25 protein-coding genes are annotated in these 25,233 nt (G+C 31.2%); 5 read left to right on the top strand and 20 right to left on the bottom strand.

What is annotated here, in order from left to right; all coding sequences use genetic code 11:
• Positions 1-12: 12 nt before the first annotated feature.
• From ACN0WY_RS09275 to ACN0WY_RS09225, 11 genes are all read right to left on the bottom strand, one after another.
• Positions 13-261, bottom strand: coding sequence for a DUF4236 domain-containing protein (locus tag ACN0WY_RS09275; protein WP_417800183.1), 249 nt, complete (start codon positions 259-261; stop codon positions 13-15).
• Entirely contained in the window at positions 261-1,019 is a 759-nt protein-coding gene (locus tag ACN0WY_RS09270; protein WP_417800182.1) for an ion transporter, read from the bottom strand. Before ACN0WY_RS09270 ends, ACN0WY_RS09275 begins: the two co-directional genes overlap by 1 nt.
• 7 nt (positions 1,020-1,026) lie before the next feature.
• Entirely contained in the window at positions 1,027-1,248 is a 222-nt protein-coding gene (locus ACN0WY_RS09265; protein WP_330489189.1) for a hypothetical protein, read from the bottom strand.
• A 117-nt stretch (positions 1,249-1,365) separates the two neighbouring features.
• Complete coding sequence (locus tag ACN0WY_RS09260; RefSeq protein ID WP_417800181.1) at positions 1,366-1,701, bottom strand: YegP family protein; 336 nt, start codon at positions 1,699-1,701, stop codon at positions 1,366-1,368.
• 83 nt (positions 1,702-1,784) lie between these two features.
• Positions 1,785-2,342, bottom strand: a complete 558-nt coding sequence (locus ACN0WY_RS09255) for an SH3 domain-containing protein (protein WP_417800180.1) — start codon at positions 2,340-2,342, stop codon at positions 1,785-1,787.
• A gap of 151 nt (positions 2,343-2,493) precedes the next feature.
• Positions 2,494-3,273, bottom strand: coding sequence for a hypothetical protein (locus ACN0WY_RS09250; RefSeq protein WP_417800179.1), 780 nt, complete (start codon positions 3,271-3,273; stop codon positions 2,494-2,496).
• Positions 3,274-3,284: 11 nt separating this feature from the next.
• Positions 3,285-3,434 carry a hypothetical protein gene (locus ACN0WY_RS09245; RefSeq protein ID WP_417800178.1) on the bottom strand — a complete coding sequence of 50 codons (150 nt, stop codon included), beginning with the start codon at positions 3,432-3,434 and terminating at the stop codon, positions 3,285-3,287.
• A gap of 83 nt (positions 3,435-3,517) precedes the next feature.
• A complete protein-coding gene (locus ACN0WY_RS09240; protein ID WP_417800177.1) occupies positions 3,518-4,183 on the bottom strand; it encodes a hypothetical protein in 666 nt (221 codons plus the stop codon).
• Positions 4,184-5,336: 1,153 nt separating this feature from the next.
• Positions 5,337-6,002 (bottom strand): response regulator, encoded by a 666-nt coding sequence (locus ACN0WY_RS09235; protein WP_330489194.1) that lies wholly within the window; start codon positions 6,000-6,002, stop codon positions 5,337-5,339.
• A gap of 2 nt (positions 6,003-6,004) precedes the next feature.
• Positions 6,005-7,747, bottom strand: coding sequence for a hypothetical protein (locus ACN0WY_RS09230; protein WP_417800176.1), 1,743 nt, complete (start codon positions 7,745-7,747; stop codon positions 6,005-6,007).
• Between the two features lie 36 nt (positions 7,748-7,783).
• Positions 7,784-7,960, bottom strand: a complete 177-nt coding sequence (locus tag ACN0WY_RS09225) for a hypothetical protein (protein ID WP_417800175.1) — start codon at positions 7,958-7,960, stop codon at positions 7,784-7,786.
• Between the two features lie 373 nt (positions 7,961-8,333).
• On the opposite strand from ACN0WY_RS09225, the gene ACN0WY_RS09220 reads away from it, so the two are divergent.
• The gene (locus ACN0WY_RS09220; RefSeq protein WP_417800174.1) at positions 8,334-9,077 is read left to right on the top strand and encodes a hypothetical protein; all 744 of its coding nucleotides are present in this window, start codon (positions 8,334-8,336) and stop codon (positions 9,075-9,077) included.
• A 79-nt stretch (positions 9,078-9,156) separates the two neighbouring features.
• Here ACN0WY_RS09220 and guaB read toward each other — a convergent pair whose 3' ends face one another.
• Positions 9,157-10,632 carry an IMP dehydrogenase gene (gene guaB / locus ACN0WY_RS09215; RefSeq protein ID WP_330489198.1) on the bottom strand — a complete coding sequence of 492 codons (1,476 nt, stop codon included), beginning with the start codon at positions 10,630-10,632 and terminating at the stop codon, positions 9,157-9,159.
• Between the two features lie 256 nt (positions 10,633-10,888).
• Between guaB and ACN0WY_RS09210 the strand changes: the two genes are divergently transcribed.
• From ACN0WY_RS09210 to ACN0WY_RS09200, 3 genes are all read left to right on the top strand, one after another.
• The gene (locus ACN0WY_RS09210; protein ID WP_330489199.1) at positions 10,889-11,659 is read left to right on the top strand and encodes a hypothetical protein; all 771 of its coding nucleotides are present in this window, start codon (positions 10,889-10,891) and stop codon (positions 11,657-11,659) included.
• Positions 11,660-11,770: 111 nt separating this feature from the next.
• Complete coding sequence (locus ACN0WY_RS09205; protein ID WP_417800173.1) at positions 11,771-12,358, top strand: hypothetical protein; 588 nt, start codon at positions 11,771-11,773, stop codon at positions 12,356-12,358.
• A gap of 5 nt (positions 12,359-12,363) precedes the next feature.
• Positions 12,364-12,633: a hypothetical protein gene (locus tag ACN0WY_RS09200; protein ID WP_047789511.1), complete on the top strand. Its 270-nt coding sequence runs from the start codon at positions 12,364-12,366 to the stop codon at positions 12,631-12,633.
• Here ACN0WY_RS09200 and ACN0WY_RS09195 read toward each other — a convergent pair whose 3' ends face one another.
• Positions 12,634-13,377 (bottom strand): response regulator transcription factor, encoded by a 744-nt coding sequence (locus ACN0WY_RS09195; protein WP_330489201.1) that lies wholly within the window; start codon positions 13,375-13,377, stop codon positions 12,634-12,636.
• A gap of 547 nt (positions 13,378-13,924) precedes the next feature.
• Here ACN0WY_RS09195 and ACN0WY_RS09190 point away from each other — a divergent pair.
• Positions 13,925-16,117, top strand: a complete 2,193-nt coding sequence (locus ACN0WY_RS09190; protein WP_417800172.1) for a peptidase domain-containing ABC transporter — start codon at positions 13,925-13,927, stop codon at positions 16,115-16,117.
• 188 nt (positions 16,118-16,305) lie between these two features.
• Here the strand turns inward: ACN0WY_RS09190 and ACN0WY_RS09185 are convergent, their stop codons facing one another.
• The 7 genes from ACN0WY_RS09185 to ACN0WY_RS09155 form a co-directional block, all read right to left on the bottom strand.
• A complete protein-coding gene (locus ACN0WY_RS09185) occupies positions 16,306-16,455 on the bottom strand; it encodes a hypothetical protein (protein WP_417800171.1) in 150 nt (49 codons plus the stop codon).
• Between the two features lie 36 nt (positions 16,456-16,491).
• Positions 16,492-18,213: an ATP-binding protein gene (locus ACN0WY_RS09180; protein WP_417800170.1), complete on the bottom strand. Its 1,722-nt coding sequence runs from the start codon at positions 18,211-18,213 to the stop codon at positions 16,492-16,494.
• On the bottom strand, positions 18,214-18,705 hold the full coding sequence (locus ACN0WY_RS09175; protein WP_417800169.1) for a hypothetical protein: 492 nt from the start codon (positions 18,703-18,705) through the stop codon (positions 18,214-18,216).
• A 169-nt stretch (positions 18,706-18,874) separates the two neighbouring features.
• Positions 18,875-21,340, bottom strand: coding sequence for a TonB-dependent receptor family protein (locus ACN0WY_RS09170; RefSeq protein ID WP_417800168.1), 2,466 nt, complete (start codon positions 21,338-21,340; stop codon positions 18,875-18,877).
• On the bottom strand, positions 21,330-22,694 hold the full coding sequence (locus ACN0WY_RS09165; RefSeq protein WP_417800167.1) for an HTTM domain-containing protein: 1,365 nt from the start codon (positions 22,692-22,694) through the stop codon (positions 21,330-21,332). The genes ACN0WY_RS09170 and ACN0WY_RS09165 overlap by 11 nt, the downstream gene beginning before the upstream one ends.
• A gap of 99 nt (positions 22,695-22,793) precedes the next feature.
• A complete protein-coding gene (locus ACN0WY_RS09160; protein WP_417800166.1) occupies positions 22,794-23,897 on the bottom strand; it encodes an imelysin family protein in 1,104 nt (367 codons plus the stop codon).
• A gap of 98 nt (positions 23,898-23,995) precedes the next feature.
• On the bottom strand, positions 23,996-25,195 hold the full coding sequence (locus ACN0WY_RS09155; protein WP_417800165.1) for a DUF4856 domain-containing protein: 1,200 nt from the start codon (positions 25,193-25,195) through the stop codon (positions 23,996-23,998).
• Positions 25,196-25,233 lie beyond the last annotated feature (38 nt).

Below are 25,233 nucleotides of genomic sequence, written 5' to 3'. Positions count from 1 at the left end.
CTACGAGTATATTTACTTTCTTTTTATTAACAGTGCTACAAAAACACTAACTATAGCAAAGACAATTCCTAGGCAGCCTATTCCTTCTTTTTTAGCGTGTCTTTTTCTATACTGCAACCCTTTTATACCCGTTCTTATAGAGTACCCTTTGGAGCTTACTGCTCCTATTTTAGTTCGTAAGCTTGGAGAAATGCCCGATTTACTAATATTCAGTCCAAAACCTTTTCCTAGTTTTATTCGTCTGTAAAATTGAAATCCCATTAGTTCTTATCTATTCTTACCCCACAATTAGGGCAGTTACTACAATTACTCTTTTCTTCTTTTACTTTATCTATTAAAGCTGAACTTATAATTCCTGTAGGTAATGCCACAAAGCCAATCCCTATAACTCCTATTAAAGCGCTAAAGAATTTTCCTAAGGGAGTTACAGGATACATATCTGCTACTCCTACAGTGGTAAGCGTTCCTAACGACCACCAAAAGGCTTCTATAATACTTGAAAACTTATCGGGTTGTGCTTCGTTTTCTGCATAAAAGATTAAAGTAGACGAGAGCATTACTAATATTAATGCTATAAAGGCTGTTATTAAGAGTTCTGGCTTGGTTTCTTTTAGTATTAAATTAATTGTTTTAAAGGATTTTGAATACCTACCAAGTTTAAATATTCGTACCAACCTTAACAGCCTCAACACTCTTAAAACTCGTAAATCAAACGGAAAAATTAGTGGTAAATAAAAAGGTAATATTGACAGTAAGTCTAAAATCCCGTAACCAGAGAAAACGTAAGAACTCCACCCTTTATTACTTTGCTTTTCTGCAATTACAATTCTTGTTATAAATTCTATTGAAAAAACCAGAATAGAGAATCCTTCTATAAACTGAAAAAACTGTGTATAATTAACTCTTAACGTTTTAAAAGACTCTAGTACTAAACAGATTATATTTATAATGATTAAACCATAAATAAACCTTGATAAAAACAGGTTGCAATTGAATACTTTTAATGCTCTTGTACTCATAGCTCATTTAACAATTACATTCCGATCTGTCTACATATGTTTTATTTCCATTGCTATTCTTATAATAGCATCCTCCTTTGGGTCCTGTCCATAATTGCTTTCCATTATGAACCCCACACTTCCATTCAGTTTTTGTTTCTTGCTCTTCTATTCCATCCGTATCGGTAGAACATTCTGTTAATAATACTGAAATAAAAATGAGACCTACAATTTGTATTTTTTTTATCATTATGTTTTAGTTTGGTTATACCCCAAAGCTAAACCTACTAAAAAACAAAACCTTACGGATATCCGTAAGGTTTCTAACTACTACAATATAGAATTTTAATCTCCTATAAATAATTATTTATGTTAAATCAACTGTGTCAGCAGATGGAGCATTATTTTGTACCGATTTAATTCCTTTATCTCTTGCTGAAGTTGTGGTATACATTTCACTTTTACCTATGACTTCTCCATTTTGTGCTTTTAGTGTAAAGTAGTATTGCTCATTTGAAGCTACTTTTCTTTCATAGTTATCATCATCAGGTGCATTCGTTTTTACAGAACTTATACCGTTTTTACATCCTTGTTTACTAGCGTAGCCTTCACTGGTTAAAATAATTTCTCCATTTCCTGCTTTCAGGTTAAACATGAATTCATTATCCTTTCTCTTTTTGATTTCAAATTTTGGGTTTCCCATTTTCTATGTTTTTAATTAGTATTACATCAAAACTATACTTTCTAATACAGAAAACTCTACGGAAACCCACATCTAAGCTTTTTTTATTCTACCAAAAGTACACCGTTCACATGAACAAACCCTATTACTTTTGTTCGCTTTACCTTCACTTTAATCCATTTTGCTTGAGTGGCTAATATGGTTAGTTTTTCTCCAAAGTCTAATTGTTGAATTACATAATAAGAAGTACTTGGGCCACTTCTTAAATTTAAAAGGTTTTTGTTTACCAATAATGTTTTTAGATAATATGGCTCTTCTTTTAACAATGTATTATTGGTCTTACGTCCGTCAAAAATAGTTTGCTTAGTTTTTGGTTTACTTGAATAGCCTTTATAAGGGTTGGTATAACTTTTTGTACTATTTCTCTTTCCGCAAACACCGCAAGAACCTCCGCTGTTACAGTATTTGCAATACTTACAGTTTTTACATGCTCTACAGTTTACAGAGCCAGTACACCTAGCTTTAGGTGGAACATAACAGCCTACTAAAGCTTTGTTATATAAATTTTCTTTAGAATTGTTTTTCTTTGTTACAACTACCGTAGCAACTATTACTATTAATAATGATGTAATTAGGAATACTTTTTCATATTTCTGATTCATAATATTGAAGGGATTAAGTTTATTATATCAAATCTAATTTCTATAAAACATAAAACCCTACGGAAATCCGTAGGGTTTTATCTTCATTCTCTTCACTAAAATCGATTCCTTCTCATTAAATCTTTTCTAAAGTATCCTCTAGCTATTAAAGTTACTTATTGCTGATACTTAAATAGGCCTCTGCTCTCTTCCCTTCTAGTTCAGCTAATTTATTGTGGGCATTTTTCAATGTATTTCTTCTTTTATTTTCCTTCGAATATGTAAACACTCCTTTAAAAAAAAGATATGTTCTTGTAAAGGGGAATGTAAATGTTACCAAATCTGCTATGTTAGCTAATACAGTGTTAAGAATGGATTTTTCTTTACCTCTCGCATAATTCCCCATCCATATAATGTTAAACCCCAAATACTCTAAAAAAGTAATGTTTTCTACATTTTTTGCTTCTATTTTATGTTCTTTTTCCCTTTCCTTACAGCCTATAGCAGATATACTTAAAACTTCATTAAATAAATTATTCATTTTATCTACTAATGCTTTTAATTGATTTATCTCTTTTTTATAACTTACTTCATCTATATCGAGAATATCACAGATGTCATCAACTTTATTATTAAATTGATTCATCATATAAAATAATTCATTTGACTCGGATGTATCTAAATAACCATCAGAAATATACTTATTTGCTTCATTTTTAATTACAATATATACTCCTGATATTTTAGAAATTAGTGTACTTGGTCTATGCCCTGTTTGGAAGTTAATCGCTTTTTCAAAATCTGTTTGAAATGTAGCTCTTGTTCTTGTATAGGTATTATTTGACAAAACTCTACGATAAGGTGTTGAGTGACTAGAATCAAATATTTGATTACTAATAACCTTTCCCATATCTCTACCTACTTGATTTACTGTACTCTTTAAAAAACTCATCTCAATAGCTATTAATTTTTACAACCATTTTTATCACAAGTAACTCTATCACTAGTACTTACCCAATGTTCTGGGTGCTCTGTTGTATCAAAACCGCATCCTGTCGTTCCTCCCTTACTTCCTTTATGAACCTCATTTGTTGGTGTATGCTTTACAGCCATATCTATATTTTTTTGGTTAATATCATTACAAACCTACCTTGATAAAAACACAAAACCCTACGGTTTCCCGTAAGGTTAGTGAGTTACTCTAAAGTTGTTCCGTCTTCAAAAATTATTTTCTCAGGTTTCCACTTTACTTTCATGTCCTTTAGCTCTTTGTTTTTAAGAGCTTTATCACTATCACTAAACTGATTGTAATCTGTTTGTGCTTCGTAATTAACCGTAGTGTCTGCTGTAAGCACTTTATCATAAACCAAGTTTATCGTTTTTATTTCTTCATCAAATAAATTTGAAAAAATAAGACTCCCTTTCACTGCTCTTATATTTTTGCTCGATTTATTTTGAATTACAAACTTATACGTAATATAATCTTCATATTTGTACTTATAAAATCCCTTTTCAAAACAAGAAATCACTACACTTTCTGATAACCTATTAATCCTTTCTAACTCTTCTTTTTTTGCTTTCTCTGCTAAGAGTTTCTGCTCTTTCTCTAGTTCTTCTTCTTTTTCTTTCCATCTTTTCCCTTTTTCTAAAATTTCTCTGTAGGTTAAGCCTTCTACTTTTTCTCCTTCTAGTTTTAACCTTAACATTGACCCCACCAACATTCCAAATTCAGTTGAATCAATTTCTGTTTGAACCGCCTTGATGTCTTCTGCTGCTCTTTCTTCATTAAATTTTTTATCAAGAGGGGAAGAACACGAAACAATACCTAATAGTATTACCGATACAATAAATACTTTTCTCATTTTTTATTTTTTTTATTAATATTACTGCAAACTTATCCTCCTTAAAGCACAAAACTTTGAGGGTTTCCGTAGGCTTTGCTATTATGTTAGGGGCTATACAAAATGGCTTCCATAATTAGAGCTTTGTTAGAGGTTATATTGATTTTCTTAACTTTTAAAAGAGTAATAAGAAGATTATTGGTCAAGCTCCTGCCCTTGCTGCTGGTAACTATTGTGTTAGGGTTAAAACACAGGCAACAGGAAACTCTGAACGCTTTTTAAAGGATATTATGGTAGGTGATTCTACCTTTAGTCTTACTGTTGCTTAAGTAACAACAGTACTGTTATGTAACAGACAACAGTAGTGTTTGATGTTTCAAACAAAATTTTATAACGTAAAAAGTACGAGCTATATGCTCGTACTTTTTTATGTTATATACTCTTTTTGTTATGTTTTTTAATGGGTATGAAGTATTTACTAGTATAACTAACAAAATTCTCAATGTTTTATACGGTGTTTTTATTGTTCTTCGTTATGACGCCATTGCGAGCCTTTCGACTTAAGTTTATCTTGCGCGAAGTCGAAAAGCTCAAGGCAGGCTAAAGCGAAGCAATCTTTGCCTTTGGAGTTCTCTACAGAGAGATTACTTACTCATATCCATCTTGTAATGACGATAAAAAAAGTCTTATATTCTTTTTCTTGATAAAAAGAAACAAAAATCAAGACTTACAATAAAATCGTAAGAAAATACTACGACACCTACCTCTGATAAAAAGAAACTCGCTATCGCTCAAACAACTTTTTATCTTACATCCATCGCTGCTGTCTTGATTTTCAAAAATTTTCTTGAAGGTCATAAAACATATACTCATCATTATAAATGAAACGTGGCAATTTTTATGTTTGTCGAATAGTTCTCGATAGCTCTGCTGAGCGTAGCCGAAGTACAATTTTCACTTCGTTATCACTCGAACTGACAGTGATTACAATAAAAGAATAAGTGTAACTCTTTTGAGATTCCTCCTCGTACCTCGTTCGGAATGACGGTTTACTGTTTGTTAACGTCATTTCGACCAAAGGGAGAAACCGTAAGGTTCAGCGTAGCTAAACCTTAAGAGTATTTGTTTCTCTTTATATTGAGACTCCTCTCTATCGCTCGGAATGACATTTATTTTAGATAAGTCCAAAATCTTTGGTAATAGCTATCAATTGTGTAGGGTTATTGGCGTTAAAGTTTTCTTTTAATAGTTTTAAGCGTTTTTCTACCGAACTAACACTACTGGGTTTTATGTCTTTGTTTTTTAATGCTTCGCTAATTTCTTTTTGATCTAAGCCTTCTGCTAAATGTTTTAATAAAAACACGTCGTAGTCTGTAACTTCAAAAGCTTCTTTATCTCGTAAGGCATGTGCTAATTGTGGGGTGATAAAAAACTCACCGTTAAACACACTTTGTACTGCTTTTTTTAGCTCTCTTTGTCCATGGTTAGATTTCCATACATACGCATTTACCTCTAACTCATTACATAATTGCTGAATTCTGTAGGGTTTGTCTTCTACAGAAAATACGACTGTTTTTAAAGTTGGCTGTAGTTTTTTTGCCTCGGCTATAAGTGCTTCACCTGATTCTAATCGTTGCTCATGTATGTTATCTTTAAATGATAAATCGCTTACTAATAAATCAAATGGTTCTTTATCTAACCATGCTTTTTTTAGTTTTAAAAAAGCCTCATCGCAATATTGTGCATATTCAACATTAGGAATTTGCATGTTTTCTAAGGCTACTTTTATTCCGCTTGACATAAAATCAGCATCTTCTGCTATCAATACTTTTTTGAACATAACTACTTTTTAAAGTGAAACTTTGCTTGAAATCCTTTTTCTTGCTTTGATTCAAAAGTAATAAACCCTCCTACTGATTTAATACGGATTTCCATATTTTGTAAACCATTTTTTACAGAGAGGTTTTCTACACCTATTCCATTGTCTTGATACGCTATTGATAATTTGTTTTTTTCTACTGAAAAAGTGATAAGCACCAAAGTTGCTTCGCTGTATTTTTTCATGTTTACCAAGAGCTCTTGTAAGGCTCTATATACTACTATTTGTTTTTCTTTAGCTAACTGGTTTATGTTTGCTTCTTGTAATCCTTTATGGATTACTTTACAACGATCGTTCGTAAAATCTAAAAACAGTTGTTTTAAGAAACTCTCAAAGTGCTCTCCTGTGAGTACAGGACTGTTTTCGTGAGAAATATCTCTGGTTTGTGCATATATTTTCTCTACTCTCGTGAGCAACCTTTCATCTGTTATTGATATATTTTGTAGTGTATTCATTACCGCGTATACATCGTTTGCCAATTCATCGTGTATTTTTTTAGCTAAGCGAGTTTCTGTGTTGTAGACTTCTATGGCTTTTTCTTTTTTATTTTTTTCTCTTTTATAAAAGAAATAGACTATTGAGGATAGAATGGTAAGAATAACTGTAAAAATCCAGAGTTGTTTTTGTGATTTTTGTTGTTCTAAACTAAGGTTTGATTCAGCAAGGTCAGCTCTAGCTTCAAGTTTTTGTTTTTTTTCTTCTTCATAGCTATACATATAGGTTACAAACTTATTTCTTAATTTTCTTTTTGATACAATAATACTGTCTTGTAGTTTTATTCTTTCTAAAGCTAATTTCTGGAGTTTTGTTGGTTTTGATGATAATAAAATTTTATCTATACCTAAAATGATATACTGTGGCATTTCATATTTTGAAGCTAAATCATACATCAAGTATGCATATTTTTGAGCTTTGTCGGGTCTATTCATTTTTTCATAATAGACATATAAATAAAAAAAGTTACTCGCCAATGCTCTAAAATCTTTAGATTGTTTTTTAAGCTTTTGTGTTTTTAAAAAATCATCTTCATTTACTTCATCTCCATTTAATAATCTAGCATAATTATAATTATCAAGTGCTTTTGTTTTTAAGTTAAGTTCAATGCTATTATCTGTATAAAATTCTAACGATAACAGTAAATTTTCATATATTTTTATAGCTGATTTATAATCTTTTAAAGAAATATAATTGTTTGCTATATTACTTTTATAACGATACTTTTTTATTGAGTCTTTTGCAAATTCCATTGCCTTAGTATACCAATAAATAGCATTCTTATAGTTTTCTTTTGAGTTTGCGTTAATTCCTAATGTGTTGTATAAAGAAGTGGTTAAAGAGTATTTACCTTTATTGTTGCCTAAGTACTTAAGAGCTTTTATAGCCGTAGAATCACTTTTAAAAAATAGTTCTATTTCAGATTCTATTTTTGCTAAACTGAATAATTTTTCTGCTATTTTTATGCTATCTCCCAACACTTCATACTCTTTTTTTGAAGCGTCAAAATATTTATAAGCACTATCTATATTATTATCCTTTTTATAATAATAACCTAATTGATAGTATTTTTTTGCTAATTTTTCTTTTTGTAGATTTAATATCTCTTGTCTGATATTTAATATTTTCTCTTTTAATTCTTTTTCTTGACTATTACCTAAAATACTACTAAATAATAAATAAAATAGGAGAACTACTTTTTTTGTTTTCATTCTCCTAAATTATTAAATTAACTTATAATAAAATAATTAATCTTCTGGTTCTGGATCTGGATCATGATCGTTTCCTCCACTATTTCCCCCACCAGTATCACTTGTCGTTGTTTCTGTAGAGTCTGTTTGTGGTACTACAGTGGTTGAGTTTGTATTTATAGTATAGATTCCATTTGTTACTAAAAATGTTATAATTAATAAAACCTTGTTCATTTTGTTACTTTTAAAAATTGATAATATTTATCCTGTCCAAGCACTTTGCTTAGCTACAGTTACACCGAGTTTGGGTGTAGAATTTTTAAAAGAGTCGCGCGCCTCTTTCGCGGGAAGTAGAGATGAACATCGGTATTATTAAGTAGCTTCCCCCTAAGAAATTCTACCGATATTTCATCTTTTAATTAGAACCAATCAATTTGTTTTCTTTTTAATTTCTCGATCAGTGCCACTGCAAAGATTCTGAAAATCCAAGTTTTACCATTTATCAAAACTTGATCAATCGGCTTTTGTCTAGTTTATGGATAACCGTAATCAATTTTTGTACAACAGCTTTACTTTTGACCGCAACTTGTCTAATAATTGATTAACCATGATTGAAAAACTAATTGTTGATTTTTTTAAAAAGATTGAGACAGATGAAGGAATTGATAGTCGAAATGGAAAAGCTGTGTTTTTCGTACAAGAACTACTAGAAAGAAGGCATGATATATTTAATCATGTGAGTGTACAAACAGTTAGTAGGTTGCATAAAAAGTATGTAGAAAGAGAAGAGAATATCCCCGTTGGAGTTCCCGATCTTTTTGTAAAAGATGTAATGGCTGAATATTTGGGCTTTGAGGACTTTGAAAACTATAAGGAAAGTATTACTATAGATTCTGTAAAGCCTTTTTCAATAAGTGAAGAAAATAACTTAACTGGTAAAAAAGTAAAAGGAAAAAATAAATTAGGAGTTTCAACTATTCTCTTAAAAAAGAAAGCACCAATTTTAATTGGTACCATTCTTTTAGTTTCTGTATTTATTTTTTATAAAGATATTTTGTTTGAAAAAAGTAATTGCATTGTTTGGGAAAAAGACCATTATAAAGAAGTCCCATGTTATTATCTAAATTCAATAGATAATACAACTTACCATATAGATATTGATCGTTTTAAAAAAGTAACACTTACCAAGGGTATGGAGTTTTTCACTAACGGGAAACCTAATTTTTGGTATGGAAGTAATACAGAAAGGAAGCGAGAATTCTTTACGGCTAGGGGGGTACATCCTGAAACGTTGAAAGAATTAGATCCTATTACACCTTATATTTTAGAAGCAGAAGGTTTTAAACCATAAAAAAAGCCGTTAATTTAATAATTAACGGCTTTTATTTTTAATCATATTCTACCTGAATTAAGGGAGATAGTTTTATAGTTTATCGTCTACTATAATTAGGTGCTTCTTTCGTAATTGCTACATCGTGTGGGTGGCTTTCGTTAATTCCACTTGCTGTAATACGGACAAATTTCCCTGTATTTTTTAAGGTCTCAATATCTTTTGCTCCACAGTATCCCATACCTGCACGTAAACCACCTACAAATTGGTGAATACTTTCTTGCAGCTCTCCTTTGTAAGCAACACGTCCTACAATTCCTTCTGGAACTAACTTTTTAATATCGTCTTCTACATCTTGGAAGTAGCGATCTTTTGACCCTTGCTTCATCGCTTCAACAGATCCCATTCCACGATACGATTTGAATTTTCTTCCTTCGTAAATAATCGTTTCTCCTGGTGATTCTTTGGTTCCTGCTAATAATGATCCTAACATTACACAGTCTGCTCCTGCTGCAACCGCTTTTGGGATATCGCCTGTATAACGGATACCTCCATCGGCAATTACGGGAACTCCACTTCCTTTTATAGCAGCTGCTACTTCTAATACTGCTGAAAATTGTGGGAATCCTACACCTGCTACCACACGAGTTGTACAAATAGACCCTGGTCCTATTCCTACTTTTACTGCGTCAGCTCCAGCTTCTACTAAATATTTAGCTGCTTCTGGTGTTGCAATGTTTCCTACTACAACATCTAATTCAGGAAATTTTGCTTTTACTTCTTTTAATACAGAAACCACGCCTTTGGTATGTCCGTGAGCCGTATCAATAATTACAGCATCTACTCCTGCTTTTACTAATGCTTCTGCTCTATCTACTGCATCGTGCGTTACGCCTAATGCTGCAGCTACGCGTAAGCGTCCATAAGAGTCTTTATTCGCTATTGGTTTTTGTGTAAGTTTTGTAATATCTCTAAAAGTAATTAACCCTACTAATTTGTCATCATCATTAACAACAGGCAACTTTTCAATTTTATTTTCTTGTAAGATAACTTCAGCATCTTTTAAAGAAGTTCCTTCTGCAACTGTTACTAAGTTTTCAGCGGTCATAACTTCAACAATAGGGCGCTCGTTATTTTTTTCGAAACGTAAATCACGATTTGTTACAATTCCTACTAATTTCCCTCCTTCATTAACAATGGGGATTCCTCCAATTTTATGCTCACGCATTGCTTGTTTAGCATCTAAAACAATTGCGCTTAACGATAAGGTAATCGGGTCGATTATCATTCCGCTTTCTGCACGCTTTACCTTACGAACTTCTTGAGCTTGTTGCTCAATTGTCATATTTTTATGTAACACTCCTATTCCTCCTTCTCTTGCAATAGCAATTGCCATAGCAGATTCGGTTACCGTATCCATAGCTGCAGATACTATTGGAACATTGATTGTTATGTTTCTTGTAAATTTTGTTTGGATTGAAACTTCTCTTGGAAGTACTTCTGAATAGGCAGGAACTAATAAAACGTCGTCATACGTTAATCCTTCCCCTAATATTTTAGCTTGATGAGCTTGCATATGCAATCAATTTAGTGTGTTGTTAATTAATTGCATGCAAATATACTACAAATAATGCAAAAACAATCTTTAAATTTAAGTTAAGTAAATCATTTTTTTTATGTTACTTATTTAGGTTTGAGTACATTTCAATCTTACATCCATTACGTTAATAATCAAGTTTTATACGCTAAAGGTTTTTTGATTATTTTCTTCCCACTTATTTTTTAAATTTATGTAGCTTTTACATATATTTAGAACTCACAAAACCAAAGCAATGGAAAATAATACCCTTCAAAAAGATAGTAAAAAAGTTGTTAACACTAATAGTAATGGTGTTTATCCCAGAGTATCTAAAGAGTTGATTACTGAAATTAACAACATGTTATCCTATGCTATTTATAATGGTATTGTTATAAATACTGAAATAAACTCGCTTATTGAAAGCAACGATTTAAATGATTTGATCAATGCACACAATATACTTGTTAAAAACATTGCTCCTGCTACACCCAAATCGATAGAGTATACCAAAGCTCTTCGAGATGAAGGTGAAAACAAATCTATTTTCAGCAAGCTTCCTTTGGTAAGAAATCTTATTTTCTTAGCTCTTTTCTTTTTGGTTTTATTTATTGTTACTGCCCTTTCCCCTGATGTAAATAACAATTCGCTAGATGAAGGCTTAATGAATAACTCTGGATTATCATTATTATTAAACCTTTCTTATTTAGCGTCTGTTGCTGGACTGGGTGTTATTTTTTATTTATTAAAAAGGGTTAGCGATTCTATTAGAGAATCAACCATGGTTTCAGAAGAGTCTATTTCGTATTTAGCCCAAATAGTACTGGGTATTATTGCCGGACTCATTATGTCGGAAATTATTTCATTTTATACCAAAAGTCCTGAAGATATTAACCTTTTTAATAAAGGAGTGCTTGCTCTAATTGGAGGGTTTTCTTCTGAGGCTATTTTTAGTATCCTACAAGGTATTATAGATAGAGTTAAGTCCATTTTTATTGTACCAAAAACCATTACGAAATCATTATAAAAACAAAGGGGTTGTGACGTTAAGTTTATTATAAATAGAGCTTACAACGTACTAACCAAACTTAGCTCAATATCGTAGCAACCTCTTTTAATTTTAAAACAAACTACACTTATGAAGTACTTTTACGTATTTATTTTTAGTAGCTTTCTTTTTTCTTGCGCTAGCATCCCAAGTTCTACCGTAACACTTACCAAAGAAGTTATTAAAGAAGCAGACAATATGCATCAGCTAAATGTATCTTTGGTTAACAGACTTTTTGATGAGCGAAAAGAAAAAATCAATTTATTTATTGAAGACAAGTACACTCCTACGTTGTTAAAAAATTTTGAGCGGTTATTACCCGATTCTTTGGACTACAAAAAAGAACTACCAAATATTTTAAACAGTATAATTCCTATTATTAATCGTAAAAAAGACTCGCTTCAAAGTGTCTTGGATATACAAAAACAAGATATTCTAAACCAATTAAATGCTAATTATAGCGATTACAACAAAGCTACCACTTCGCTTCAAAACTTAATTAACTCTGCGGTGAAAGTAAAAACTACAGAAAGTGACGCTTTGCAAGCAATAGATCAACTTACAGGAGATAAAATTGATATCAAAAAAGTGGAAAGTACCATTAATCAGAGTATTGATAAAACAGGAAATGCTCTAAATAAATTGATAAACCTTGAAAAAGTAATTACTGAAAAATAACAATTATGAATTCTATAGATTGGAACAATATAGCGAAAGAAGCTGCTTCACAGACTGATGCCGAGTTTAACAAACAATTGGCTAGTTTAACTAATTTAAAACTTAGTGAAGTAGATGCTTTTATTAAGGAAAGTAAAATTACCAATGCTAATGCCATAAAAACACTTAAACTTATTGACGATGCTACTATTAGTAATAACGAAAAAGCCAAAGCTATTTCTAATATCGAAAATGGCTTTGGCTTTGTAATAAGTTTAGTTTCTAAGGTGGTATAACTACCTAAAAATTGTATTGTCTTTTATAAATGCTGTTTTATAACGTTCACTAAAAAGAATTTTTTCGTCATTCTCTAAGACAATAAGATTATCTTCAAAGTAAATTTCTTTGATTTTCTTTACGTTAACTAAGTAATTTCTATGCACTTGTCTAAAATCTGAATTAGATAGCATTTCTTTTAACTTAGTTAACGATAATTTTATAAGGTAATTTCCTGAGTCGCAAATTATGCTACAGTATTTTTCCTTTACTTCTACGTAGTTTATAGCAGCTACATCTACTTTAACTACACTCCTTTTTTTCTTTATGAATAAAAAAGATGGACTTATCACACCATTGTCTGATGCTAAACTAATACTGTTATTTTGCTGATAACACGACTCAATCGCCAACTCTAAAGAGAATAACAATTCTAGTTTGTTATAAGGTTTTAAAAGATATACTAACGGATTGGTTAGTTTTGCTTCATCAAAAATTTCTCTTCCTTGCATGCTTGTTAAGAATAAAAAGGGGATGTTAATTCCTTCTTTATTCAAACGGTGTGCTAACGAAATTCCGTCTGGTCTTCCGTTTATCATGATGTCTAAAATAATAACATCGAAAAAACGATTTCTTATCAGTTTTTCTGCTTCTACCGCATTTTTTGCTAACGATACCTCATAATCATTATCTTCCAAAAAAGAAGAAAGTTCTACTGCTTCTTCTTCTAAGTCTTCTAACAATAGTAATTGTAGTTTTTTCATAATTTATGCGCTTGCGTTGGGCTACAAAATACTAATTATAGCCATTACGTACAACTCCTTTCCATATAACTTCTTCTGTTATCATCATCGGTAGAATCACATTTTTTATAATTGTATTTTTAACTTAAGTTGGTGGCTCAGTTTCAGCAGGCGTCGTTACCGTACCTCTATCCAACTCTGGACCACCTTCTAAACTCAACGCTTCTTGTTTCGTGATACTGAACTTTTCTAAAGTTTTGTTTTCTTGCTTGTTTATTTTTATAGATGTTCTTTCAAGTTATTTTTTTAATTTAAATATATATACAGCAATAAAACTTCGATATTACCACCTATCCTATACTTTATTATTTCCTTCTTAATCAAGGAGATCCTGATTATAAAAAAGCTTATTGCAGTTTTTTTTATCTTTATTTTAACTTTTTCATAACATTCAGCGTACTTACGCTCTTTAAATGTACCTATTATTTTTCTTTTAAACAATTTTTTGCAAAAAACAGAGGTTTTTATTTTATTTATGATATTTGCTCTCTATTTTATATCAATTGCCATGAAAAATAGCTTAAAGAGGTTTCCTACCTTTCGTCAACTAAATCAAAAAGATTGCGGTCCTAGTAGTTTAAAAATTATTTTAAAATATTATAAGAAAGATGTTTCAATAGATATTATTAGAGAGCTATGTGAAACGACAAGAAGAGGTAGTAATTTATATTATGTTTCTGAAGCTTCTGAAAAACTAGGGTTAAAATCTATGATGCTTAAAATAGATTTAGCTACCTTAAAAAATGATATGCCACTTCCTTGTATACTACACTGGGATCAAAAACACTACTGTGTATTATATAAGGTAAAAAATAAAAAATATTATATTTCAGACCCTGCCTTTGGATTGGTTAGTTATTCTGAAAAAGAGTTTATACAGCGTTGGCAAACTGCTAATGACAATACAGGTGTTGCTTTGCTCTTGCAACCACAACTAAACTTTGACAACGATACTTTAGAAAATGAAGATGCTCCTGTTATAAAAGCAACTTCTCTTTTTAAGACTTACACACAATATAAAAGCTTAATTATACAACTTCTTTTAGGTTTTATAGCCACTTCTGTATTACAGTTTATTATTCCGTTTTTCACTCAAAGTTTTATAGATATAGGGGTGCAAAAACAAAATTTACATTTTATTTATGTAATACTTTTTGCTCATTTTGTTTTTTTAATTGGGTTAAATAGTGTAGAAATTTTACGTAGGTGGATTTTACTGTACTTAACTACTAGAGTAAATATATCGTTACTTACCGATTTTTTTATAAAGTTAATGAAACTTCCAATGGCATACTTTGACAATCGTATGACAGGTGACATCATGGAAAAGATTAAAGATCATGGTATTATTAACAAGTTTCTTACACAAACATCTTTTAACGCTTTCTTTTCAATCTTCAATATTGTTATTTTTAGTGTAATATTAATGCTTTACGATGTTGGGGCTTTTCTTATATTTTTTGGTTTGAGTGCTGTTTCGGTTATTTGGATTCTTGTCTTTTTAAAACAACGTAAAATTCTTAACCACAAACAATTTTCTAAATTATCTGAAGAGCAAGCCAAAGAGATTGAATTAATACTAGGCATGAAAGAAATTAAACAGAATAATGCCGAATTATTAATGCGATGGGAATGGGAGCAACTACAAGCTAAAATTTTTAAAATTGATGTTAAAAACCTTTCCTTACAAAATTACCAAGAAGGTGGTGCTAAGTTTATTAGTAATTTTAGAGATATTTCTTTAACGTTATATGCTGCTAAGCTTACCTTAGATGGTAGTATTACCTTAGGTATGCTTATTACTATTCAATACATTATTGGGCAACTAAGTAGTTTATTATTATTATTTATTGATTTTATTAATGCAGCACAAGATGCGAAAATTAGTTTTGAACGCATAAGAGATGTGCATGTTTTACCTGAAGAGGAAAAAGAGGATAGTAACATCCACATCAATCCTTTTAAATCTATTTTCGTCAAAGACCTGTCTTTCCGTTATAAAAGCTCTCCTGACAATACGCTTCAAAATATTAATTTAGAAATTCCTGTACAAAAACAAACTGCTATAGTTGGGCTAAGTGGTAGTGGTAAAAGTACCTTATTTAAAATTTTATTAAAACATTATACCGATTACGAAGGTCAGATTTTATTAGACCACCAAAATTTATCATATGTATCTACCAAAGCTTGGCGTAACAAATGTGGTGCTGTATTACAAGAAGGTGTTATTTTTGATGGTACAATTGCTAAAAATATTGCTCTGGGTTATGAAACTGTAGACCGAGAAAAGCTACTTAAAGTTACTGAAATTGCTAATTGTAATAGTTTTATTAACAAGTTACCTAAAGGTTTAAACACTGTGGTGGGTGGACGTTTAGGTGTACAATTAAGCTCTGGAGAAAAACAACGTGTTTTAATTGCCAGAGCTTTGTATAGAGATCCTGATTTTATATTTTTTGATGAAGCTTCTTCTGATTTAGATTCTGTTAATGAAAAATCTATTATGAAAAACCTTGAAGCTTACTTTAAAAATAAAACTGTTATTGCTATTGCACACCGATTAAGCACCATTAAAAATATGGACCAAATTATTGTTATGGATAAAGGTGAGATAATAGAAAGAGGAAACCATGAAAACCTTATGTTGTTACAAGGACATTATTATAATTTGGTACAGAACCAGCTACTTTTAAATACGTAAATATTTCACAGATTAAACTTCACTAATCTTCATCATCTAGAGGGCCCGTTACCGTACCTCTATCTGTCCTTGGACCACCTTCTACACGCAACGCCTGTTGTTTGGTGATACTTAACTTTTCTAAACTCTTGTTTTCTTGTTTTCTTGTTTTTGCTTAATTGTTCTCATAAATCATGTATTAATTAATGTTAGTTTACGGTTGGCGGTGGTGGTGTAGAAGGCACAGTTACCGTACCTCTATCTGTTTCTGGACCGCCTTCTAAACTTAATGTTTCTTGTTTTGTTAAAGTAAACTTTTCTAAATTCTTGTACTCTAATTTTTGTTTGTTCGTTTTCATAATTATTGTTTAATCTAATTTTAATTTGTCTTCATTCTATGCGCTTGCGTTGGGTAACAAAATTCGTATAGTTGTCCCCACTTCCAACTCACTATCTATGAGTAGTTTTCCATTATTCTTTTTAATAAGTGTTTGACATAGTAACATACCTAGCCCTACGCCCTCAGATCTGTTAATTTTGTCAATACTTAAATCTTCTAATCCTTTTATTTTTGCTAGTTTTTCTTCTGAAATTCCAAAACCTGTATCTTTAATTTCAATTGTACTAAATTCTTCAGAGTCATTATAAGTTCTCACTTCAATTTTACCGTTTTCTCCTGTGTATTTTAGTGCATTATCTAACAAATTTCTCAATACTATTTTTAAGGATTCCTTATCTGCTTTTACTAAAATACTAGCTTCTAACGTGGTTGTTAGTGCAATGTTTTTAGCTTCTGCAATTTCTTCAAAGTTATAAACTGCCTGTTCTACCAATGGTTTTAAAGGATATTCTTCTGCTTTAAAGGATAACTGATTGTTTTGCTCTAACGACCAATGCAACACATTGTTTAATAAGTGACTCGTACTTTCTGTTAATGCAATAGCATTGTTAGTAGTTTCACTTACCGCTTCGTATTCTTTATTTTTTAACTGTCGTTTTAGCTTTTCGTGTTGTCGCTTAATTGTATTAATTGGCGAACGTAAATCATGAGACACTACAGAAAATAAATAGTCTTTCGTTTTGTTGGCTACATTTAACGCCTCTTTTTGCTGAGTTATAAACCTATTTTTACTTCTTAACTCTCTATAAAAATAACCTAAAAACCCGAGAAAAACTAATAAACCGGAAGCTCCTATTACCAAACTCTTTTGCACTACTGCTTGACGCTTTAGCTGTTCTTCTTGTAAAACAATTTCTTGTTGCTTTTGAGCTACGGCTAATTGTTTGTCTTTTTCTGTAAGCTCCCAAATTTTATCGCGGTTCCAAATAGAGTCTTTCCAACGACCATACTCTATGTAGTAATCTACACTTTTTTGATAGTTTTTTCTATTCTTCTCTACAACTGCCATGTTTTTAGCTGAATTCTGTTTTAATTCTAAATCAGAAAAAACCTTTGCTAAATCATACGCCTCTTTAAACAACGGAATGGCTTCATCATCTAAATATTGATTATAGTAGACATTAGCTAGTTCCATCTTGGTTCTAATTATTGACGAACTATCATTATATTTAATTATAGATAGTTGTTTATTAAAATATTCTTTCGCTTTATTATAATCCTTTTTATGTATATAACACAATCCTATATCATGAAATGCACCTTTAAGTAAAATCGTATCCGTTGTTGAGTTATTTTTCTCCCATTCTAAGTAATTAGACAGTGCTTTATCATAATTCTTTTGATTCAAGTAAACCCAACCTAACTTCATTTTTTTTAGGTTTTTAAGTTGAGAATTATTATCTATCGACTCAAAATTAATTAATGATTTCAATAACAATCCTTTATGAAGTGAAGAAACTCCTTGAAAATAATTTAAAATATTCTTTTCTTGAATAGGTAAATCACTTAACAAAGCTTTTCCACTATAAACATAACAAGAATCATAATCTCTATCTTTAAAAAACGTATATGCTTTACAAAAAAGCTCCCTATTAGGAAGCTTACATTTTTTTTCAGAAATATCATATAACATATTTAAATCAGTAAGGTTATCTTTCTCTTGAGCATAATTTACTGAAGTTAAAAGAAAAATAATTAAAATGATTTTCTTATTCATCTATTGTGGTGGTTTTGTTGGCGTAGTTACAGTACCTCTATCCGTTTCAGGATCATCATTTTCACTACGTACTAAAATCATATCTACAGAAGGAGTTCCTGCATCTAATTGATAGGCGAACTGCACATAATACAGATCGTATAAACTTGCTACTTCATCACAATTAAATTCTACTCTAAAATCTCTGCAACTTACGGTATCGTATCCTCCATCTTTATTTACAATTTGTGTAGATGTAACTCCATAGTAGTTTAAATAAACTTCGTTTCCTTGTAATTGCAATCCATTGGTATTTTCTACTGGATTTAATGTATTGTCTGGTAAATATGCTAAAACTGTTACGATATTAGGCGTTGCACTATTTCCAGATTCATCTCTAGACATGTTTACTAAAGGACCTGTAGGTACATTTTCTACATTAATATTGGTGTCAAATTTTCTAAAGTACTTTAACTCTAATGTAACTCCATTAACGTTTACTGGGTTTCCCATCTTCTATAATTTTTTAATTTGGTTATTTGGCTAAAATTACAATTATAAAAAGAAAAGAAAAAATAGTTTGTTAATAATTTATAGCAGTTATAGAGAAAATTATCTTTAGCAAAACTTCTCTTATTTCTACCGATTAAAAAAGGGAGAAACCGAAGCTTCTCCCTTTATTTTAAATTTTAAACTGTAATGTTATATACCAGTTTCTCGGAGCGGATGGTATAATACCTGGCCCTGGATATCCTGTTGCCCTACGGGTAAAGTATTTTTCGTCTAACAGATTATTTACTCCTGCTTCTAACTTGAAAATTTTGTATTTGTAAGAAGCTGAGAAGTCTAATACTCCATAAGCAGGAATTTCACCTACTACTCCACTTATTTTAGCGATACTTGAATTTGAATCTGCTATAACAGCATTCGATGCATCAGAAAATTGTTGTGTTAGGTAAGTATATTGTAAGCTTGATAATACGTTTTTATATCCAAACTTAACACCTGTTTTAAAGTTAAACTCTGGCACAAATTCTACTTTATTGCCTACGATTCCATTTGCTATTGAAGAGGTATACTCTGAGTTTGTATAGGAAGTATTTACAAAGTAATTAAAGTTATAATCACTATTGATATCAAACATCTTTTTTAGATTCAAATCAAAAAGACTCTCTACACCAAGAATCCTTGCATCTCCAATATTATCTCTTTCTGGTTTACCATCTGGTCTTGTATAAATACCTATTCTATCATTATAAAAAAGTCCAAAAACACTTACATCATATGATACTACTTTATTAAAATCTCCCCTTACTCCTATATCGGCTGTAAATCCTTTTTCGTCTGTAATATCTTCTGCTATTACAAAAGCAGGATTTGCAGTACTGATATCTGCAAAGGTTACTGAACGATAGTTTTGTGAAACATTCCCGTAAAATTCTATTGAACTATTAGGTTTGTAGCTAGTTCCTACTCCTAATAATAAAAATGTACGTTCTTTTGTTTCTTCCTCGTCTCTTTCATTTCTATTTATCACATTTCCTGCTGCATCAGTAGTAATATCTGTTATGAATTCTTCTCTTTCGGTTTTTATATGTTCTAAACGAAAACCTGGAGTTAGCGACCATTGCTCATTTAAATAGAAAATATTTTCTCCAAACAATGCGATATTTAAGTTAGGAAATGTACTGTTTGATTGTCTTGGGTAATTTGGAAACTCTTCTGAGTAAATTTTAAAGTCAGCATCTGACAATTCAGATCCCGGGCCTTGCGCTGATGTGTTGTTTGCTTTATAAAACTTACTTCCTATTAAAAAAGTAGCTTTTTTATTGAATAACTCATATTCTGATAATAACCTAGCTTCAAATCCGAAGTTATTAAAATCTCCTTTTATAACTTGTCTTTCTCTTCCTGGGTCTTCGTCACTAACTCTATTGGTTCTATATCCGACCGCGTCTCTCGAAGCATTTAAACCAAAGAAATTAAACGTGAAATTTGTTTTATCTGAAAAACGATGAGCTAACTTAAGGTTGTACAAAAACCAATCTACTTGAAACCAGTTACGTTCACGATTGCTTTGAAAAGGATTTTCTGCAAACATTGCATCAGTTAATCCACCTGCTTGTTGAGCTACATATTTCAAATATGTTATTTCTGCTTCTAGTTTTGTTCTGTCTGAAATCTCATATCCGAAATGTGCAAAGGCATTTTTTGAATCGAATTCAGAATTTGGACGGAAACCATCTCCTTGCTTATAATTGTAATATCCGTAGTAGCTAACTTTACCTTTGGTTCCTCCAACACTGGTAAAGTTGGTAAATAAGTTATTGCTTCCTAAGGTATTTCTAGTAATGATTTCTAATGGTTTGTTAGGATTTGGTTTCTTCATTATAAAGTTAACTAATCCTCCAAACTGCGTTCCATATTGTAACGAAGCTGCTCCTCTTACAATTTGAATTTCATCCAATGCTTCTGCCGGTGGTGTATAATAACTTTCTGGGTATCCTAATACATCTGCACTAATATCGTATCCGTTTTGACGTGTATTAAAATTAGAGGTTCTGTTAGGATCTAACCCTCTACCTCCAATATTTAATTGTAAACCTGCATCGTCATTTTGAAAAATGTTTAATCCTGCTACTTGACTGTATAGCTGACGTGCATTATTAGAAGCTAACGCTGCTGTAGATTGATTTACTAAAACAACTTCGGTCTTTTTTCCTGCAAAAATGGCTGTTCCCTCCACATCTTTTAAGCGTTTTAACTCAAACACCTTTCTTCGTTGTGCTTTGATTTGTATTTCTGATAATTCTTCAGAAAAAGAGTTTAATTGAACATTTAATACAACGTCTTTTACAACAGTTACTTTAACTTCTTTTAATTGGTACTCTTCTACATAAAACAACAATTCTAATTGTTCTTTTTCAGTTGAAAATTGATAAAAGCCTTTACTGTTTGTTTCCGCTAACAATCTACCCGTTTTATTATATACTTTTACATTTTGCAACTTCGTATTTATTTCAGAGGTTACCACTCCTGAAACTTTGTTTTGAGCAAAAGTTGAAGCTGTAAAAAATAATAATACACATACTAACTTTACTATATTTTGAGCTAATTGTGTGTGTTTGAACATGTATTTATAGTCCATAAATTTTAATTTTATCAGTAAAAGGTAATATCCAATCTTTATGTTTAAAGCTTTCTTTTTGTTTATATAAATTTATCTTAGGATTTATATATGGTTGACTTAATCGTCCGTTTAATGCCACAAAACTCTCCACGTAGACTTCTATATTTTTATGACCGTCTTTTTTAAAATGGTCTCCTAAATAATGAGCATATTCCAAAATAAAATCGGGCTGAAAACTCATTTGTTTTTCTTGAAAAGAGGTTAAAAAATCAGCATTGTTTACATAAAAAAACTTCCCTGTTTCTCCATCTACAATTTTAAAGTTTGCATAGCCTGCTTTTTCCATTAGCATAACTCGCCACGAAAAACGAAAACCTTCTTCTGTCCAGAATAATTCTCCTGGATACAGTAAGTAACGCCATGGTAATAGAATTTGAAGTATAAAAAGAGTTCCTAAGATTGATAAGATGACTTTCTTTTGAAGTTTTGGATAGGTATATTCTTTAACTTGTTCAACTGTTTTTGATGAAATTGAGAACACTCGTTTTATATATTGAATCATTTTCTCGTGCAAAGAGGCATCGAAAAAAATGAGTGTCGCAACAATCATTATAAAAGGAAACATGCCTATAGGAAATAAAACCCTAGTAAATACATGAAAAAACACAACCAAACTGAAAGCTAACAAACGTGTTCTTTTATACAATAATAAAAAGGGAATTGATAAATCATATAAAGCTCCACACCAACTCATCGCGTAGTGAAACCATTCTTGTTGCATTAAATTATTTCCTATAAATGGTAAATCGTATTTTGACGGCAACCATATTTTTAAAGGTTGTGCTCTAAATAACCAATCGGAATTTAACTTTGCTAAACCTGCATAAAAGTATACAATTCCTAATAGCAATTTTACACTATCTATTGTCCATTTTGGCACATTTGTATATTCTCTTTTTCTTAGGTAAGCATCTAAAGAAAAACGAGCGTTTGCTGGTAAAAAGATTAGTACAAAACTTAAGATGCTTATAAAGTAGTAATGGTTTAAATAGGTTGTTTTATCCATTAACTCTATATAGGTAAAGCTTAGAAAGAATGTTATAATGGCGAATCTATATTTAAACCCTAAAGCCACCAATGCTGCTGATACACCACTAATTATAAATAGTAAATATGTATAATTCCCAATAGGTTTCACCCATTCAAAACCGTAATATGAGAAGTGAAATGTAGGTTGTACATATAGTTTTTCTATCCAGCCATGATACCAAAATCGTAGGATACCAAAAAGCATCATAACCCCAAAAAAAGCACGAAAAACAGCCAAAGGGGCTGAATTTGTTTGCTTTGAAAGGTAATTTTTAGAAATCATTTTTATGATATGCTTCACCTACAAAAAGTATGACTAAATAGTTATTTTAATAAAAGCTGCCTATGTACATAGACAGCTTTGTTATTTTGTTTTCAGTGATTAATCTCCGTCGGCATCAACATAATCTACGCTAACATTAAAAGCCTGTAGCATATCTACTTTTAAATACACTACTACTTTTTGTAGCTCATCAAATGCTTTTGTCATTTGAGTATTATCTGTAGTTATTTGTTGGTAGAAATCATCGTTTAATGTACCTATTTGTGTTTCAGCTGTAGTAAACTGTGTATTTATTAAGTTTACTAAATCTCCTCTTTTTAAATACTCTAAATAACTTTTAAAACTAATTCCAGAACCTGCTCCATTAAAGTTATTTCCGTTAAAAAAGTCTTGCACAGCATTTAATGCTTCTAATGCTAATGCTTTTGATGCTACTCGATTGTAATATGCTTCAACTTTTTCAGGTAATGGTGTTGATGAAAAGTTTCCTGCTGGTATCCCGAATTTATTAGCTCTTAATCCTTTTTCATAATAAAAAATAAAATCGTTTACCAATTTATTTAATGATGAGCTAGCTGTATTATCTGTAGAAGCGACAAACTCATCTCTATAACTTCCTTTCCAATCGTTAAGAATTGTCGTTGTTAATCCGCTCATTTGAGCAATCACATCTGTTATATATTTTTTATAGTTCGCTGCATTTGCATCTGTTGTGTATTTTTCTAAAATAGCAGTATCGTTTGCTGCTACACCGTACAACAAATAATCTAACGCAGGAAACCCTTGCGCATCGTGATTATTAGAACTGTTTAAATCGTAGGTTCCGTTACTGATATTACTTTCAACGTCTGCAACTGTAAGTGGGTAAATATTAAAAAAGTTTACAAAACCTAATTCCTCAGCTTTACCTATGTTAAACATTTCTACATGTTGCCATGCTTTGTAAGCATTTAACCAAGCAGTACGTACTTCCGCTAAAGTTGTTGCATTTGGAGTATCGGTAAAATCTGTAACTTTAGCTTTTAACGTAGTTAACTGACTATCAAACCCTTCAAAAGAAGGTGTGATTATATTATCTGCTAAATGTGTTAGCATTGCTCCTCTATCAAAGCCATCTGAGGGTGTTGGGTTATCTGAACTATCTGAACTACAAGCATAAACTACAACTGCAAGTAATAGGAAAGGTAAAAACTTTTTAATCATTTTTATTTCTATTTATTCTAAATAAAACTTTTGCAAATATAAAAAGTAGCTATGAAATCATAACTACTTTTTATAAGAATTCTTAAATTATTTGCTTGTTAGCTCCCTGCTTCTGTTACAGTGAAGCTAAATTTAGCAGCGATTGTTTCAGAAACAGTATCTAATGTTGCTGGTGTAGTATCTTCCCATAAACCATTTCCAGTTCCTAATAAGTCTTCTAATAATCCTTCTACTTCTGCTTTGGTAAAATATGCTTCTTTAGCATTGTTTTTACGAGTAAACTGTAAACTGTAGATAAATCCTAAACCTTCTGAAATAGCATGGAATGCTGCAGCTTTATCAGTCGCCCATAAATTTTTACCTTGTTGTAAGTAATATACTCCTCTAATTGCAATTACGTTTGAAATTTTTTCACGAATGATTGCTGCTTGCTCATTACGAACCTCATAATTTTTGGCAACAATAGCAGCTCTTCCTAACTTGAATGCATTGTAAATATCATCTGCTATACCAGCAAAATCAGCATCTCCATTTACTTTTGCTAAATATTCGTTTAAAAACTTATCAGCTTCTAATACTGGTTCAGCTGGGTTAGCTTCGTTACCATATAAGTAGCCGTAAGCCTCATCCCACTTATGCTCCATTGTTGTATAACTTTTTCCTTCCTCAACAACATCATTATCGTTGTTAGTAACATTACTTCCTGCATCTAATACAGCTGTACCTAAGTAGTTATTTAACATTTGATCAACCATTAAACCTCCGATTAATGATTTTGCAAAAATTTGATTCAGCTCAACTCCTTTTCCATTAATGTATCTAGTAGATCCTCCTCCATTTTGTTGAAGTTTACCTGCTGTTCCTGCAACTGCATCAACATCCCAGTTTGGAAATACACCATCTACTTGCTCTTTTATCCAAGTATCAAATTGTGCTTTTATTGCATTCGCTTCTGTTGTGTTTGCAGAAAAGAAATCGGTAGATGCTGCTGTTTTACTACGTACATTTTTATTAGATGCGTTTAATGTTGCATCGGCAAAATCAGCCGCCCCTTCAGCATGTGCAAACATGTTATCCAAATCTGCTTCTGTTTTTACCGGGTTTTTAAGTTCAGTAATTAACTCAGTAGCCATTTTAATTCGGGTTGTTTGCCCAGAAAAACTTACTGTAGACTCATTATTTCTTTCAAATTTATAAGTAGCTGGTGCTTTTACTGAATTTACTGGTTCATCATCACTTGAACATGAAGTAAACACCAAAGCTGAAACAGCTATCATAGAAAGGATTCCTCTTTTCATTTTATTTAGATTAAGTTTTAATTAATTTTATTTGGCAA

The sequence above is a fragment of the Tenacibaculum sp. genome (genome assembly GCF_048269885.1).
Classification (GTDB): Bacteria; Bacteroidota; Bacteroidia; order Flavobacteriales; family Flavobacteriaceae; genus Polaribacter.
Note: the sequence above shows the minus strand (reverse complement) of the source record. Positions and strands in the feature narration are given on the sequence as shown.